General features: G+C 61.7%; 14 protein-coding genes and 1 pseudogene. 5 read left to right on the forward strand and 10 right to left on the reverse strand.

Features of this window, described 5'->3' with window-relative positions; genetic code table 11:
- The 6 genes from SPHME3_RS0115635 to SPHME3_RS0115660 all read right to left on the reverse strand — a co-directional run bounded on the left by SPHME3_RS0115635 (nucleotide 1) and on the right by SPHME3_RS0115660 (nucleotide 6,001).
- Complete coding sequence (locus SPHME3_RS0115635) at nucleotides 1–513, reverse strand: head-tail connector protein (protein WP_018251068.1); 513 nt, start codon at nucleotides 511–513, stop codon at nucleotides 1–3.
- 78 nt (nucleotides 514–591) lie between these two features.
- Nucleotides 592–1,677: a phage major capsid protein gene (locus tag SPHME3_RS0115640; RefSeq protein WP_018251069.1), complete on the reverse strand. Its 1,086-nt coding sequence runs from the start codon at nucleotides 1,675–1,677 to the stop codon at nucleotides 592–594.
- Entirely contained in the window at nucleotides 1,667–2,500 is an 834-nt protein-coding gene (locus SPHME3_RS20235; RefSeq protein WP_020493500.1) for an HK97 family phage prohead protease, read from the reverse strand. The genes SPHME3_RS0115640 and SPHME3_RS20235 overlap by 11 nt, the downstream gene beginning before the upstream one ends.
- A gap of 8 nt (nucleotides 2,501–2,508) precedes the next feature.
- The gene (locus SPHME3_RS0115650) at nucleotides 2,509–3,816 is read right to left on the reverse strand and encodes a phage portal protein (protein ID WP_196801631.1); all 1,308 of its coding nucleotides are present in this window, start codon (nucleotides 3,814–3,816) and stop codon (nucleotides 2,509–2,511) included.
- A gap of 113 nt (nucleotides 3,817–3,929) precedes the next feature.
- Nucleotides 3,930–5,603, reverse strand: coding sequence for a terminase large subunit (locus SPHME3_RS0115655; protein ID WP_018251071.1), 1,674 nt, complete (start codon nucleotides 5,601–5,603; stop codon nucleotides 3,930–3,932).
- Complete coding sequence (locus SPHME3_RS0115660; RefSeq protein ID WP_018251072.1) at nucleotides 5,600–6,001, reverse strand: hypothetical protein; 402 nt, start codon at nucleotides 5,999–6,001, stop codon at nucleotides 5,600–5,602. The genes SPHME3_RS0115655 and SPHME3_RS0115660 overlap by 4 nt, the downstream gene beginning before the upstream one ends.
- A 104-nt stretch (nucleotides 6,002–6,105) precedes the next feature.
- On the opposite strand from SPHME3_RS0115660, the gene SPHME3_RS20825 reads away from it, so the two are divergent.
- Together SPHME3_RS20825 and SPHME3_RS0115665 are read left to right on the forward strand one after the other, a co-directional pair.
- A complete protein-coding gene (locus SPHME3_RS20825; protein WP_081614876.1) occupies nucleotides 6,106–6,585 on the forward strand; it encodes a hypothetical protein in 480 nt (159 codons plus the stop codon).
- Between the two features lie 236 nt (nucleotides 6,586–6,821).
- Nucleotides 6,822–7,145 carry a hypothetical protein gene (locus SPHME3_RS0115665; protein WP_145957855.1) on the forward strand — a complete coding sequence of 108 codons (324 nt, stop codon included), beginning with the start codon at nucleotides 6,822–6,824 and terminating at the stop codon, nucleotides 7,143–7,145.
- Here SPHME3_RS0115665 and SPHME3_RS0115670 read toward each other — a convergent pair.
- From SPHME3_RS0115670 to SPHME3_RS0115685, 4 genes and pseudogenes are all read right to left on the reverse strand, one after another.
- A complete protein-coding gene (locus SPHME3_RS0115670; RefSeq protein ID WP_018251074.1) occupies nucleotides 7,118–7,969 on the reverse strand; it encodes a hypothetical protein in 852 nt (283 codons plus the stop codon). The genes SPHME3_RS0115665 and SPHME3_RS0115670 overlap by 28 nt on opposite strands.
- A gap of 27 nt (nucleotides 7,970–7,996) precedes the next feature.
- Nucleotides 7,997–10,402 carry a hypothetical protein gene (locus SPHME3_RS0115675; protein WP_018251075.1) on the reverse strand — a complete coding sequence of 802 codons (2,406 nt, stop codon included), beginning with the start codon at nucleotides 10,400–10,402 and terminating at the stop codon, nucleotides 7,997–7,999.
- 79 nt (nucleotides 10,403–10,481) lie between these two features.
- Nucleotides 10,482–12,284, reverse strand: coding sequence for a recombinase family protein (locus SPHME3_RS0115680; RefSeq protein WP_081614877.1), 1,803 nt, complete (start codon nucleotides 12,282–12,284; stop codon nucleotides 10,482–10,484).
- A gap of 32 nt (nucleotides 12,285–12,316) precedes the next feature.
- Nucleotides 12,317–13,453, reverse strand: a pseudogene (locus SPHME3_RS0115685) (YifB family Mg chelatase-like AAA ATPase); the annotation flags it as partial.
- A gap of 259 nt (nucleotides 13,454–13,712) precedes the next feature.
- On the opposite strand from SPHME3_RS0115685, the gene rpmH reads away from it, so the two are divergent.
- Genes rpmH through yidD form a run of 3 tightly spaced genes read left to right on the forward strand, consistent with a single transcriptional unit; the run spans nucleotide 13,713 to nucleotide 14,463 of the window.
- Nucleotides 13,713–13,847 (forward strand): 50S ribosomal protein L34, encoded by a 135-nt coding sequence (gene rpmH, locus SPHME3_RS0115690; protein WP_017978410.1) that lies wholly within the window; start codon nucleotides 13,713–13,715, stop codon nucleotides 13,845–13,847.
- A gap of 8 nt (nucleotides 13,848–13,855) precedes the next feature.
- On the forward strand, nucleotides 13,856–14,254 hold the full coding sequence (gene rnpA / locus SPHME3_RS0115695; protein ID WP_017978409.1) for a ribonuclease P protein component: 399 nt from the start codon (nucleotides 13,856–13,858) through the stop codon (nucleotides 14,252–14,254).
- Complete coding sequence (gene yidD / locus SPHME3_RS0115700; RefSeq protein ID WP_017978408.1) at nucleotides 14,251–14,463, forward strand: membrane protein insertion efficiency factor YidD; 213 nt, start codon at nucleotides 14,251–14,253, stop codon at nucleotides 14,461–14,463. Before rnpA ends, yidD begins: the two co-directional genes overlap by 4 nt.
- Nucleotides 14,464–14,479 lie beyond the last annotated feature (16 nt).

Raw genomic sequence — 14,479 nt, forward strand, 5'->3', positions numbered from 1 at the left:
TCACCACACGATCCGCTTGAAGCGCTGGCACAGGCGATCGACCGTCTTGGCGGTCTGGTCGGAGATTTCCTCGCGGCCATTGTAGCCCGCGCTCACCACCACCGCGATGGCATGGGCGAGCGATTGCGGGATGCCCACGTCGCTGTCGTAGCCCGCCACCAGCGTGACGATTGGCATCCCTGCCGGATAGCCGGTGAAGTGAAGGTAGCCGCTGGCGAGGTGCCAGCCATCGATCTCACGGAGCACGCCGTCGCGGTCGCGATATTCGACCTTGGAGACGGACTGCACCGGGGCGAGCGGCAGGCGATAGCTCTCATCGATCCCGTCCAACTCGACACGGTAGGTGGAGAGGCCAAGGCACAGGCCGGTCACGCCCTCCACGTATTCGGTGGCGGAGCCCACCAGCATCGCCACAGTATCTTCGTCCTGTCCCGCATCGATGCGGAGCCAAGATTGAAGCTCATCTTCGGTGAGTGCCGGAAACTCGGGCAATGAAAGGCGGGTGATCTGCATGTTGATATTTAGCAGAAAGCCCCCGCACGCTTTCGCGCCGGGGGCTCACTGTTTCGTTCCTCGTGATCGAGGCTGCGATTAAGCAGCCTTGATCTTGAGAACCTTGTAGGACTCGGTGTTGGTGACGATGCCACCGACGCGAGCACGGCTCTGGTATGCAACATACGGAGCGTTCGCGTAGGGGTTGTAGAGCATCGACATGCCAATGCGGTCGGCGATCAGGTAGGACTCGTTGAAGTCACCGAAAGCAACCGCCAGCGCGTTCGCAGCGATCTCCGGCATGTCCTCCATCTCGACCACTTCGTAGCCAAGCAGCATGTCGGGCATACCCGCCTGAAGCGAGGGCTGGAACAGATACTGGCCGGTGGTGTCCTTGAGCGAACGGATCGCGGTCTTGGTCGCCTTGGTCATCAGCCACTTCGCGCCAGCGCGGTAAGCAGCCTTGAGTTCGCCGACGATCTTGATCAGGTCGTCTGCGTTCAGGCCACCCGTGACGCTCGAAACGATGTGCTGCACGGTGCCGAAGGCGCGGGTCTTGTCCGAAGTCAGTGCGGTGGTGACGTTCAGAAGACCCGAAGGCTTTAGGGTGCCATTGCCGGTGACGAACGCTTCGCCTTCCGCGCGGGCAAACTCGGTTGCGACCTTGCCAGCGATGAAGCCAGCGATATCGAACTGCGAGTCCTCAAGCAGCGTCGGGGTGACGAACGGCGAGGCATAAAGCTCACCAAACTTCGGGGTGATCTCGGTGATGGTCGGCGAGTCCGTCTCCGGGCGCGCGTCCTTCTCACCAACCCACGAAGACTTCGCGCCATTCGGCGAAACCGGGAGGTGGAAATCCGGGGTCGAAACGCTCACGACACGAGCGACCGAACGCATCGGCGAAATGTCGGTGACGAGCGAACGAATCTGCGAGTCGATCACCTTGGGAACGGTGTAGCCGCCTTCGGACGGGACGCCCGCCGACATGGCCTTCAGTTCCGGGGTGATGACGCCGTTGCGCAGGTAGCTGTCAAACGCCTTGGTATCGACCGAAGCGGTGACGTTGCCAGCACCGGGGCGACCCGCTGCGGTCTCGATCGCGGCGACCTTGGTTGCCAGCGCATCGAACTTGGTGGTGATTTCAGAATGAAGCTCACCCAGCTTCGTAACGAAATTATCGGCCATGATTCTCCTGTTTCAGTTCACGGATAAGGTTGTTCACGGCCTCGATTGCCGTCTGCATATATTTAGCTTCGCTCTCATCGGAGGTGTCGGAGGCTTCTGCGGACTCTTCGTCCTCACCATCCTCATCCTTTTCTTCCTCATCAGCGGGAGCTTCGTCGCTCTTTTCTTCCTCATTGGAAGGAGAATCGTCAGACTTCTCGTCGGCCTCTTCGATCTCGTCGTCAGACTTGAAGCGCTTGGCGGCGAGCGCCTTGGCGTCTTCCTCATCCACGCCAAGCTCCGCGAGCTTCGCCATGAAATCTTCTTCGGTGATGTCGCCTTCGGCTTCGGGATCGGACTTCACGTCCGCGACACGGGCCTTCTCGTTGCACGGAAAGGTGACGACGCTGATCTCCATGAGCTTGGCTTCGGTGATCGTGCGAACACCGCCTTCCATGGAGAACTCGACCACCCAAAAGCCGATCGAGAGACCCGTCACGGCACCAGCCTTCACGGCGGTGTAGGCGTCGCGCCCTGCTGCCGTGTCGAGAAACACGCCGTTGGCCTTCAAGCCGTAGTCGTCTTCCTCAAGCTCCGTCCAAACGCCGATCGGCATGGACCACGCATCGTGGTTGAAGAACATGGCCGGGACGGTCCCGTTGGCCTTGTGGTCCGCCAGCGTCTTGGTGAAAGCGCCGGGGGCAATGATATCGCTCGCGTGGTCCTGATTGCCGAACACTGCGCCATAGCCGGAGAAAGTCTTCTCCGAAGTCTCGACACCGGGCTCGGCAAGTTTGACTTCAAGGCGACCCGCAAGCGCAAGCCGCTCCATCTTCTTCTTCATGGACTTATTTAGGCTACGGGCTCATCGCCTTCGTCTGCGTCGGGCTCATCCTTCGGCTGGTCGCCGTAGAGGTTCGCAGCGGGGCGAAGCTGATCAGCGGCAGGATCGGACGAGCGGTCAAAGCCCTCAAGCTCACGCACCTCGTTGGGTGTGAGGATGCCGTTCAACAGACCAAGCTGGTAGTATTCCATCCGCTCTTTGGCGGTGCCGCGCAGCGCCGCGCGATTGTCGATCATGACGCGGTAGCCCTGCTTGCGCTCGGCAGGCGTCAACAGCGCCTTGTTCGCCGACTGAACGAAGCGCTCGTGCCAATGGGCGTCGGTGTCCTGATCGTGCGCGATATGCGCCTGCTCAACGCTGGCGTAGGACTGCGATCCCATGGTGTGGAACACCTTGGTCGGCGACACGCGGAAGTAACGGCAGATTTCCTCGATCTGGAAACGGCGAGCTTCGATCCACTGACTGTCGCTCGCGTTGTTCGCCATCGGGGTGAACGAGATCGGGGCGTTCATCGCCACCGTCTTGTGGGCGTTCGCAGCGCCACGGCTCGCGTTCCAAGCCGCCTTGATCTGGGCAAGCTGCGTTTCGGTCCATTGCGCTTCGCCCACCGGGGTGATCAGACCACCGGGTTTCGCGCCATTCTTGAAGGTAGCGGCTCCGAAGGTCTCCGTGCTCTCCGCCAAGCCGATGGCGCGACGTGCAGCCGTGAGGGTGGACATGCCCTTCCACGAGCGCATGGCCGGTCCCTTGAGGTGCCACACCTGATTGGACGGAACCTGCACGCCATAGATGCGGTAGGTGACCGGACCACCAAGGCGGCTTTCGTCCGCCTCCACGGTGGCCTGTCCGGGATCGCAGGGCAGAAGTTCGCGGATCGCACCAACACCGGTCGGGCCACGATTGATGAACACGAAGGCTTCCGAATAGAGCGCGAGGTGCCAGCCAAGCTGCTCGCGAAACTCATAGGAGGTCTGGCGCTCGTTGGGCGACTCGGCGAGAAGCGAGTGGAGGGCGTGGTCTGTTGCCCGCACCATGCCCGTGCCGGTGTCGCGATGCAGGAAGCACGGCGGCTGCGCGAGACCTTCGGCGATAACGCGGGCGCACGCATGGACGGCGCTCACGCGATCCGAGAGGAGACCTTCGTCGCCAAGATCGGCACGGAGCGCGGCTTCCACCGCATCCGGGGAGTGAACCGGCACAGGTGTGCCACCCTTCGTTTCGGGAAGGGGACCAAAGATGAAGCTATCGAGAGAAGACCAGAAACCCATGTCGATATTTAGTCGAAGGGCGACTTGGCCGTAGCGAGCGAAGTCCACGCGGGGATAGGTGTGCTTTACTTCGGCATAGCCAAGTTTTCCCCCGATAAGAGCATGTCCTAATTAATACTCTTACGACATGCCGTTATCGGGGGAAAACTTGCTCGCTCCGCTCAATCGAGGAAGAACATCTCAACCGGTAGCGGCGGAGGTGGCGGAGCTTTATTAGAAGCGGCGAAGGCGTAGAGACCAGCCACGATAAGGTCGATCTTTTCATGACCGGCCTTGCTTGGCTTCACAGGACGACGCGACACACCCGATTGATAGGCACAGACGTTCGCGGCGCACCAGTCGAGCACCGGGTTGTTCGGGTGGACAAGCTCACCGTTCTTCAACGACGCCTCGAAGTCATCCATCGCGACCGTCCACTCGGATGAGTTGGACACGAAGATGCTGGTGTTGAAGCCCATGGCTTCGAACTTCTGCCGGGTGTTCTCACCCTGCCAGCTATCGAAAACCATTTCCGCGACGTTGAAGTGCTCGCACAGGTCGGTGAGTTTGGCTTCGATCTCCACGAAGCTGGACGCTGTGCCCTCCGTGGCGACCAGCGCCTCCGACTCCACCCACGAAGCGTAGGCCGGTGCGTTGGGGCTGTCCTGCACCGCGCCTTCCGGGACGAAGGCAAACGGGAAGATGGCACGCTTGCCGTCCGGGAGCGGCACAATCACCACGATCGCGGTCAAGTCCTGCCGCGTGGACATATCGACGCCGACGTAGGCGGTGGAGCCTTTGAGATCGGCGATGGACAGCTTGCTGTCACCAGCCTTCGCCCAATGGACCTGATTGAGCCACCCGTTCGCGGCGGCGACCCACTGGTTCAGATATTTCGTCCGCGCGTTTGCCTGATTGGCGGGCGACTGGAGCGCCTTCTCATACTCGCCTCGCAGGTATTCTTCCGACACGGACACGCCCATGTTCGGGTTCGCCTTCCGCCAGACGGAGAAGTCGCGCCAATCATCGTCGGGATCGATGGTGTAGATGGCGGAGAACAGGCGATCGTCCACAGCCGAGCCCTTGAGCACGGCTTCGGCATCAAGCTGTTCGGTGCGGCAAATGCCCGCAAGCTGGTTGCCAGCGGTCGAAATGATTAGAAGCAGCGGCTGACGACGCGCGCCCATGCCGGTCTTGAAGGCACCGATCTGCGTGTCGTCTTTGTGCTGGTGGGCCTCGTCCGCGATTGCGCAGTGGGGCGAACTTCCGTCCTTGGTCTTACCGATCACGGGCACGAAGGTGGAGCCGGTCATTTCGGAGTAGATGGACTTCGCCATCACCTCCACGCCGAAGGCTTCGATGAACCCCGGCGACATTTCCGCCATGCGCTTGGCAGGCGTGAACACCTCGTTGGCCTGCGCGAGGTTGGACGCCCCGCAATACACTTCGGCACCGGGCTCGTTGTCGGCGAACGCCATGTAGTTGCCGATGCCTGCCGCGATGATCGACTTGCCCATCTTGCGCGGCAACAGGACGAAGGCGGAGCGATGCTTCCGAAGGCCATCCGACTTACGGAGGAAGCCGAAGATATTGGCGAATATCCAAACCTGAAACGGCTCAAGGCGGATCGGATGGCCTGCCCATTCGCCCTTGGTGTGGACCAGTGTCTCGATGAAGCCACACACGCGATCGATCGCGGGCTCGGAGAACACGAGATCACGGCGCTTGAGGTCATCAAGCATCCGCTGCGCGGACGCCCTGATCTGCCAGCACGCGGGGATTTTGCCGGAGACTACCTTCTTCGCGTAGCTGATCGCGGTGTGAGCGTAGGTTCCCTTCTCGAAGCGCTGCTTCACTGGAACTTTGCGAACGGGTTGGTGGATGCGGCCTTCTCGCCGCCACGCGCGAGGCGAGCCTTCGCCCCGGCGATGCCGAGCATTTCCATTTCCTTGCGAAGCTCGGAGACGAACGCTGCGTTCAGCGGATCACCCGCACGCACAGACGCGATGAAGCGCGCCATCATTTCGCAATATGTGGCGAAGAAGTGGCTGTCGGGCTCGCGAGCACCACAGGCCACCACGCGGGCGAGATCATCGGCCCACACTTCCTTGGCACCAGCGCTCAACCATGCGGGAGCGACGGGGGTATCTTCGACAAGCTGGACGAGCGGCGCGGTGCCGCCGTCTACGCACTCTTTGTAGGTGCCCGCCAATTTCTTCGTGGCGGGATTCTTGAGTTTTGGGCCACGCTGCATCCGATATTTAGGCGAAGTGGAAGCGGGCCACGCGGTGGCTGCGTTGTCTTGAGGCTTCTCGGTGCCCCGGCTATGACCAATCGACGTGATATCGGGGGACGAAAATGCGGCTTGGTTTACTGGCGGCGAGCATTGGCGCGGTATTCGGGGTGCTTACCTCACCCGTCGCGTCTCAAACGTCGCGTGCTACCCTTTCTACTAACCGGGTATACCGAGGCCCCATCAAATTTCCTGATTTCACGGGCCGCGATCAAGCATTCGCCCGCTTCAAGACCCGCATCGTCAAGGAAATGGCGAGTGGTCCGAACTTTGCGGGTCATTATGCAATCATCGAAATGGGTTGCGGCACAAGTTGTCGTTCAGTTCTAATGGCAGACGTTGCCACCGGTAGGGTTTATGATTTTCCTTACGGCGGCGAAGCGTATTACGGCCTTTGGCTTACCTACACCGTCAAAGATAACACGGTTCGAACGCAGTGGGAATCGGACGATAAGTGCATCAAGGACGATCTGCTGTGGACTGGCTCCGATTTTCGATCCTCGAACAGACGGATCGCTGGCGGTAGGGAAGCCTGCGACCTGTGACCCTCGGATTTTAATTCAAACCGGTGAGAAAAAGACTGGGCGACGGTGTAGGCGATTGTGCCTCGTGGATGATTTCACCCGCCCCCGGTCGAAGGGCTGGCCTTTTGCACTGCGTGTGCCAGCCCATGACCTTCTATTTAGCTTCGCAGTTCGTCTCGTGATCCTTCACCATCATTCGATCTCGACTTCAGTCCGCGCTGGAGCGATGCCGCGATAAGTAGGTGATGAGGTTTAAGATGAAGAAGATCGCACTCGCGCTCATGGCGCTCACCGTCACGACGCCAGCCATGGCACGCGACGTGGATGCTGTGCTGTCCAAACCCGCCAAGGACACCGTGGTGACCACGATGACCGTGGACCAACTGTCCACCTGTCTCATGTCGAAGAACGTGTGGGGTAGCCCCATGCTGATCGACGGACCGGAGGGGAAGCGCTTCGCTGCCACAGACAGTGGGTTTGTCTCGTTCGTGCTCACTATGACCCCGGTGGACGGCGGCACCCGCGTGGAGCGCCGTGGGCAACCTCTCGGCAGTCAGTTGCTCAAGCGCTGCGTTGCCTGATTAGGTCGCGGGTAGTTGTCTCTCGCGATGATCCACTCCTGAACGGCTGGTTCGTTGCCCTCGTCCCGCATGTCATCGATCTTGAGGGCGGCATCCTCCGACACCACGAGCATCTGAAGAACAACGCCACCTCTGCCGAACTCGGCAAGGGCTGCGAACACGTCCGGTTTATCGGCCTTGTTGCACTGATATCGGAATTGATCGCCGATATCGACGTTGGGTCGAGTGCCGATCGTGGCAATGGGCGTCATGTTGTAGAAGCCCTGACTGCGCTGGAGGAAGCGCTGGTCGCTTGCCTGTCCCCATGTCGCCAGCACCCGGTGGCTCGCCTTCGCGATGCGCCCTTGCTCACGGTAGTAGAGGGCGAGCGCGATCTTGCGGGCATAGCGATCGATGTAGGCGTGCAATCGCGTGTCTATGTTGACGATCGGCGCTTGGTCTAACGTGAGGCCCGGAGCCATTCGCAAGCCCATCCTGCGCAGCGCCTGACGCTTCCCATTCCGAGACGCGATCCCCTGTGGTGCGAGGTCGGGAAGATTGTTCAGCAAGCCGGAGATCAGCTTGTCGAAGTCCCTGTCTGTGAGATTGTCATCGTTGTGATCGAGGGCGCGGACCCAGAAGGCGAACGCGATCTCGTCCAGTCGGCTCGCCCCCTGACAGTGATCGCAAGCCGGGAACTCGAAGGTGTGGGGATACTCACGGTTGCGAAAGCAGGTGCGTGCGGGAATGTGGTCGATCGTCGTTGCGGGCACCTCCCCGCCACAGAAGCAGCACCATGGGTGTTCAGCCTTGAAACGTTCCTTCTTCCGCTTCCCGTCGCCCACGACGCCCGTCCTTATCCTTTCACCGCATCATTCGGGCAGGAACCCGTATTCGAATACCTTGGGGCGGAGCTTGTCGCCCAAGGCTCGATACGCCTCCCTGAACGGCTCAAAGTCCACAGTGACGTTGTTGTTGTTCGCCGCCAGCGCATTGCGTATCTGAAACCATCCCGCATCCGACCGATTAAGTTTGTATTCGTCACGGATGCTTCGGCCAAAGGACGACTTGTGATAGAGCGCCCACAGCTTCTGGCCTTCCTTCATCACAGCCTTGGCCTCTGCCGATAGCTTCAGCTTGGACAGGTAGTCGGACATGAAGTGAGATTTGAAGCCCTTCGACGCGCCGACTTCTTTTTCCGTGAACGGGATAAAGTGGTTGGTCAGGGACCAGTCCTTGCCGCCCCATTTCAGCCCGTCCGCGCCAGCGCTCAAGTTGCTCCCGTTGAACAGCATCCACACGAGGCAGTCGTTCTTGAAGGCATCCGAAAGCGCCGATGACGGCTGTAGGAATTGGTCCCGGTCGTTCAGCCACGTTGGCTTGATGAGGCGGCGGACGGCGAAAACGACTGCTGCTTGCCCCACGTTCTTGGCATTGACGAAGAACCCGCGAGCACTCCCATATCCAGACGAAAACAGCATCGTCTTCGAGCCCGCGTTCTGTGGATCGTTGCCCGCGCAGTTGAGCCAACCGATCGCACCGTCCGACCAGCGCGTGCCCCGCAAATCCTTCGCGGCGGTCGCGGGCACCACGGCGTTCTTGAGCGGCACAACCTGATCGCTGTTGGATGGAGGACGAGCCACCCAATCCGTCAACAGCGCTTGCCCGTCATAGTTGATGAAGGACTTCTCTCCCACGGTCTTACCCGACCGATCGAGGACGGAAACCTCTACGTCCTTGATCGGCTGTTTCTTACCCGTGTCCCATATGAGGAAGCCGATCGGGAAGTCGCCCTTCAGACCGTCGAAGGCTTGGCTATGAACGGCAAAGCCGCCGAGAAACTTGGCCTTCCACTTGCTTCGAAAGTCGTTCAGCGTCGGGGTGCTGATATACTTGAGCTTGCTGAACATTGCCAAGGTTACGGCGGGTATCTCTTTGTGCAACCGCCCGACAAACTGCATGAAAAGCTCGTTGGTCGCCTTGCCGTAGCCCTCCATGAGGGTTTCAGCCACCATCGTCGCTGTCACGCCCGCCTTGCTGGTGCCCTCTTCGAGATTGGCTACCGTGTTGCCGCCGCTGGTCACCTCCGCATAAGGCGGGTTGATCAGAACGAGAATCTTCTTCGCGCCTGCCACCTTGTTGTTTGCGTCCGAGATCGCTTGCCGCAGCGCCGCAGGGAGCTTGTTCGTAAGCGAATAGTCGATCTCACCGAAGTCGGTGATGTCGTCGTTCAGGTAGTCATATTGGAAGATGGTAGCACCCACACACGTCTGACTGGCGTGCATCACCTTCACATCAGCCTCGTCCAACGTGCTCATGAACACGTTGCGGTAGTTGCTGTGCTTCACCTCAAGGTTGCCGACGCCGCAGCACATATCCCAGACGATGTAGTTGCGTTGCCAATTCTTGCCGAGCACCAAGGCAAGCTCGTCATACGCCTTATCCACGATGTGCAGCGGCGTGTAGTAAGCGCCCTTGAAGCTGCGCTCATCGATCGGAAGAAGGCTGTCGCGGCGCTCAAGTAGGTAGCGGCGATATTCCTCCTCGGGAGGCCGGTGGTAGATTGCCCAGAACGCGCGGTAGCCGTGGAGGCTCGCCAGTTCGTATGTCTCACCGTTAAGCACGAAGACCGGCTTCTCGTCGTCGTGCAGGAGCTTGGCAGGAAGATCGCGCATCGCAGCCTTCTTCCCGTCGTGCATGATATCGGCGAAGAACAGCACGGCGTAGTCGGACTCGCTTACGTCTCCGAGTTCGCTCCCGATCATCGATACCCATTTATCGAACACCTGCCGGAGATTGTCCGGGGTGATGGGGGTTCGGATGATCTTACCTTCGGTGATCGCGCCCTTGATCGCCTTTTTGAATTCGGCTTCGTGCGTCGCGATATCGTAAACGACGAAGTGCGTTTCGATGTAGGGAGCGACCTGTGCCGCAAGCGCCTTGCCCGCCTGCGATCCAGATTTGGGCCACACGATCGACTTGTCCGCGAGGATCGGAAGCGCGAGTTCGGTGGGGAGGATTGCCGCTTTTTCTCGATCGATTACGGCGAGGAACGCCGGAATGTGCTCCCCCGCTTTTCGTGCCGCACGAAGGTAGAACAGCAACTGCCCGAACATGACCACGGGGGCGGTCGGGTTGCCCTTGGCTTCGAACCATATCTCTTCGGCTTGGATATCGACCAAGCCCTTGTGGTAGCGCTTGAGCCCAAGGGCCTTGATGTATGCGTCCTTTACGTCCTCTTCGGTCTTGGCCTTGGACAGCGCCTCCCTCAAGTTCATAAGTGTCCGTCATCCTTGGCGTGTGATGATCAGGTGGTAACCGCTCACTCCGGGGCTTTCCATCGAAAAGCCGTCTCGGTCAGCCTGACGCCTTCCTCCGCATGTAGGCCACAGCCGCGAGCTTCTGATCGTCGTTGAGATCGTTGGCGACTGCCACCGCATCGCCACTCATGAGCGTGTGGTTGCCGTCTTCACCGATCGCCACCGTGGCGTTCTCATAGGTGGTGACCTTCCCGTGGCCGGGACCACCGCCCATTTTGGTGAGGTCCATGTCCTCGATCACCTCACCCGCGTGGTTGATCACGAACATGCGCATGAACTCCACCAGCATCACGGACACGTTCCCGGTTTTGGGGTGGAAGGTGATGCGCTCAATGACGTCACCAAGTGCCGCCTTCACCTTGGAGCGCGCCTGAAACTTTACGTCCTGATCGTCGGACCACATGAGGGTCCGAACCTCCGCCACCCGCCGTAGATGCTCCGTGGGACTCACCCTGCCCTTGGCTTCCGCAAGCCGGTTCTCCGCCTCCATGAGGGCGTCTCGTGCAGCCTCAAGCTCCGCCTCGCGCTGTGCGTAGCGTGCTGCTGCTCCCTTGTTGCCGCTCTCCACGAGATCGAGAAGGTTGGCGAGCTTATGTTCCACGTCGGCGATAGTGCCCTTGTGGGTGTAAATCGCAGCCTCGATCGGCGCGAGGTTGGTGCCACTGTCGAAGTGCGTCTCGTCCATGGCGAGGGACAGGATGGTGTCGAGGATCGGAACCTCAACCCGGTCATAGGTCCAGCCGCGCTGGTTCTCGCACGATCCACCGGACTTCGCGTTCTGACAGTAGAGGAAGTAGTGTCGCCGCTTCTCACCCTTCTTGTTGGTGAAGTAGGCTGCGCTGCCGCGTGCAGCCATCTGCCCGCCACACTCGCCACAGCGGGCACGAGTGCCGAGGAGATTGGACAGGTTGTTGCCGCGCCCTTGGTGCTTGAGGGCGTCCGCGATGCGTTCCTCGTTGGCACGGGCGAACGTCGCCGCATCAATCACGAGCGGATAGTAGTTGGTGATCGGCTCGCCAGCGGGAGCGGGAGCGCCCTTGCGAGGCCGGGTGAAGGGCTGCCACTCGCCCATGACCGCACGGTTGCGCAGCACGCGCCCAATGTAGGTGGCGGTCCACAATGCTGGTGCAGCACCGGTCATGCCTACAGGCCAAGGCGCGAAGGCCGGATCATTCTGCGCGAGCGCGTTCAACGTCTTGGCTGTGAGCCCCTTCCCAATTCCGTCAATCCGGTTCTTGAAGATGGTCTCCACGATGAGCCGGTGGTGCGGCAGGACCGTGAAGGTGCCGTCCTCTTTGACGGTAATCCACTTCGGATGCCGGTGGGTCCGGGTGACTGATTTACCCGTTCGTGCCGCCTCCCGCTTGGCCTCCCATGCAGCGGCCACGCGCTTGGCCTTCTTCCGCGATTCGGTGTGTGAGCCGAAGGCAGTGATGAGGATCATCATCAACCCGCCCATGTCCACGTCCAGCATTTCGCGGGTGATGGTCTGGCCGGTGTTCACCACAACGATGGTGAGGCCACGCCGCACCAGTGGAGACAGCCAAGACAACATCACGTCGGCGGGCTGGCGCGATAGGCGATCCAACTCTTCGCAGACGAGAACCGCCTTGGTGGGATCGATCGTCCCGTTCAGTATGCGGTCGCGAAACTTGCCGAGATTGCCGGTTTCGATGTTGTCGCCCGTGTAGGCGCTCGTGCCCTTGTCGGTGATCGTCTCCGCAAGGGTCCACCCCGGCTTGCTTTCCACAAAGTCGCCGCACGTGGCAAGCTGCCGTGCCAGCGTGGAACCTCGGGTCTGCTCTTGGCTTGACCACCTTGCGTAGACGTATGCGAACATGGACGGCACTCTTCCTTGAAAAGAGTTACCTTTCTGTCGAGCAGCGGGCCCGACACCTTCGCCTGATAATCCGCCGCGCACTTCGGTGCACGGGCGCAGGCGAGGCTGGCATCGCCCAGATGCCCGCACCGGCACGGGTTCATCGCCGCGACCAGTTGCACCCGCGCCGGAAAGGTGACGTGCGCATTGGCGCGCGCGACGCTGACCACCCCCGCCTCCAATGGCTGGCGCAGCGAATCGAGCACCGCGCGCTGGAACTCCGGCAGCTCGTCGAGGAACAGCACGCCAAGATGCGCGAGGCTCACCTCGCCCGGCTTCACCTTCAGCCCGCCACCGGTCAGCGCCGCCATCGACGCGCTGTGATGCGGGCTGCGGAACGGCCGGTTGCGCGTCAGCCGCCCGCCCGCCAGCGTCCCCGCGACGGACTGGACCATCGACACCTCCAGCGCCTCGGCGGCGTCGAGCGGCGGCAGGATGCCGGGCAGGCACGACGCCATCAGCGATTTGCCCGCACCCGGTGGCCCGACCATCAGCAGATTGTGCCCACCCGCCGCGGCGATCTCCAACGCGCGCTTGGCGACCTCCTGCCCCTTCACCTGCCTGAGGTCCGGCCCGTGGCCCGATGGTTCGACCTCGCCCGGCACGGGCGCGCCCAGCAGGCCATGGCCTTTGAAATGGTTGATCAGCGCCAACAGGTCGGGCGCGGCCAGCACCTCGACCGATCCCGCCCAAGCCGCCTCGCTCCCCTGCGCCGCGGGACAGATCAGCCCCAGCCCCTCGGCGCCCGCATGCAGCGCGGCGAGCAGCACGCCGGGCGATGGCGCGATCCGTCCGTCGAGTCCCAGTTCGCCGACGACGAGATACTCAGCCAGCGCCTCGACATCGACGACGCCCATCGCGCCGAGCAGCGCCAGCGCGATCGGCAGGTCGAAATGCGCGCCTTCCTTGGGCAGGTCGGCGGGCGACAGGTTGACGACGATCCGCTTGGGCGGCAGCGCCAGCCCCATCGCCGCGATCGCGCCGCGCACCCGCTCGCGGCTTTCCGCCACCGCCTTGTCGCCCAGGCCCACGACATTGAAGGCGGGCAGGCCCGCGATCAGCTGCACCTGCACCTCGACGCCGCGCGCCTCCAGCCCCAGATACGCCACCGTCCGCACGATCGCCGTCATGTCCGTCCCCCCGGTAACCGGTCATAGCCGCTTTCGCGCAACGGGGAATGACCATTTCGGATCGATCGCGCGCCATCTCTTGAGCGCGTCTTGTAGATGTAACACACAAGCGCCACATCGCGCATCATGAGGGTCCCCTCTCCCACCGCAGCCCCCGTCACCGCATTGACTTCGCCGCGCCTGCTGGTTAAGCGCGCCCCATCACGGCCGCCTCTTCGGGGTGGCCCTTTTCTATTTCGACGTATCCGAGGGATGAATCATGAAGCGGACCTTTCAGCCGAGCAACCTGGTGCGTGCGCGTCGCCACGGCTTCCGCTCGCGGATGGCGACCGTCGGCGGTCGTGCGGTGATCCGTGCGCGCCGCGCGCGCGGCCGCAAGAAGCTGTCGGCGTAAGCACGCCCGTGGATGTCGGCACGCCTGCCGGCATCCGCACTCTTTCGCGTCGCAGCGAATTTCTCGCGGCGAATGCGGGGCGGCGTGCGCCGATGCCGGGATTCGTCCTGCTGGTGCACGATCGCAAGGATGGTGACCCCGCCATGGGCGTGGGCTTCACCGTCACCAAGAAGATCGGCAACGCCGTCGTCCGGAACCGCATGAAACGGCGGTTGCGGGCGTTGGCGCGCGAGCTGTTGCCCGCGGGCGGCATCCGCGGCGCCGACCACGTTCTGATCGGCCGCGATGGCGGGATCGAGCGCGACCATGCGCTGCTGAAGGCCGAATTCGCAAAAGCGCTGGGCAAGATCGCGCGCGGCGAGGATTCGCCGTCGCGGCCGCGTGGGCCCCGAAAGCCGAAACGGTGATCGCGCGCCTTCTCATCCTGATCGCGCGCGGTTGGCAACTCGGCCCATCGCTGATCCTGCCGCCCAGCTGCCGCTACCAACCCTCCTGTTCGGCCTATGCAATCACGGCACTTCGCCGCTATGGCGCGGTCAAAGGGGGCTGGCTGGCGGTGAAGCGGATCGCGCGCTGCCATCCATGGGGCGGGCACGGACCCGACCCGGTCCCTTGAGCCAAGACGGGGCAAG

The sequence above is a fragment of the Sphingomonas melonis DAPP-PG 224 genome (assembly GCF_000379045.1).
Classification (GTDB): Bacteria; Pseudomonadota; Alphaproteobacteria; order Sphingomonadales; family Sphingomonadaceae; genus Sphingomonas; species Sphingomonas aquatilis.

What these genes read in the sequence shown, in the direction of transcription:
- SPHME3_RS0115635 (WP_018251068.1), bottom strand. Translation starts at nt 513, where the DNA reads ATGCAGATCACCCGCCTTTCATTGCCCGAGTTTCCGGCACTCACCGAA.
- SPHME3_RS0115640 (WP_018251069.1), bottom strand. Translation starts at nt 1,677, where the DNA reads ATGGCCGATAATTTCGTTACGAAGCTGGGTGAGCTTCATTCTGAAATC.
- SPHME3_RS20235 (WP_020493500.1), bottom strand. Translation starts at nt 2,500, where the DNA reads ATGAAGAAGAAGATGGAGCGGCTTGCGCTTGCGGGTCGCCTTGAAGTC.
- SPHME3_RS0115660 (WP_018251072.1), bottom strand. Translation starts at nt 6,001, where the DNA reads ATGCAGCGTGGCCCAAAACTCAAGAATCCCGCCACGAAGAAATTGGCG.
- SPHME3_RS20825 (WP_081614876.1), top strand. Translation starts at nt 6,106, where the DNA reads ATGCGGCTTGGTTTACTGGCGGCGAGCATTGGCGCGGTATTCGGGGTG.
- SPHME3_RS0115665 (WP_145957855.1), top strand. Translation starts at nt 6,822, where the DNA reads ATGAAGAAGATCGCACTCGCGCTCATGGCGCTCACCGTCACGACGCCA.
- SPHME3_RS0115675 (WP_018251075.1), bottom strand. Translation starts at nt 10,402, where the DNA reads ATGAACTTGAGGGAGGCGCTGTCCAAGGCCAAGACCGAAGAGGACGTA.
- SPHME3_RS0115680 (WP_081614877.1), bottom strand. Translation starts at nt 12,284, where the DNA reads ATGTTCGCATACGTCTACGCAAGGTGGTCAAGCCAAGAGCAGACCCGA.
- rpmH (WP_017978410.1), top strand. Translation starts at nt 13,713, where the DNA reads ATGAAGCGGACCTTTCAGCCGAGCAACCTGGTGCGTGCGCGTCGCCAC.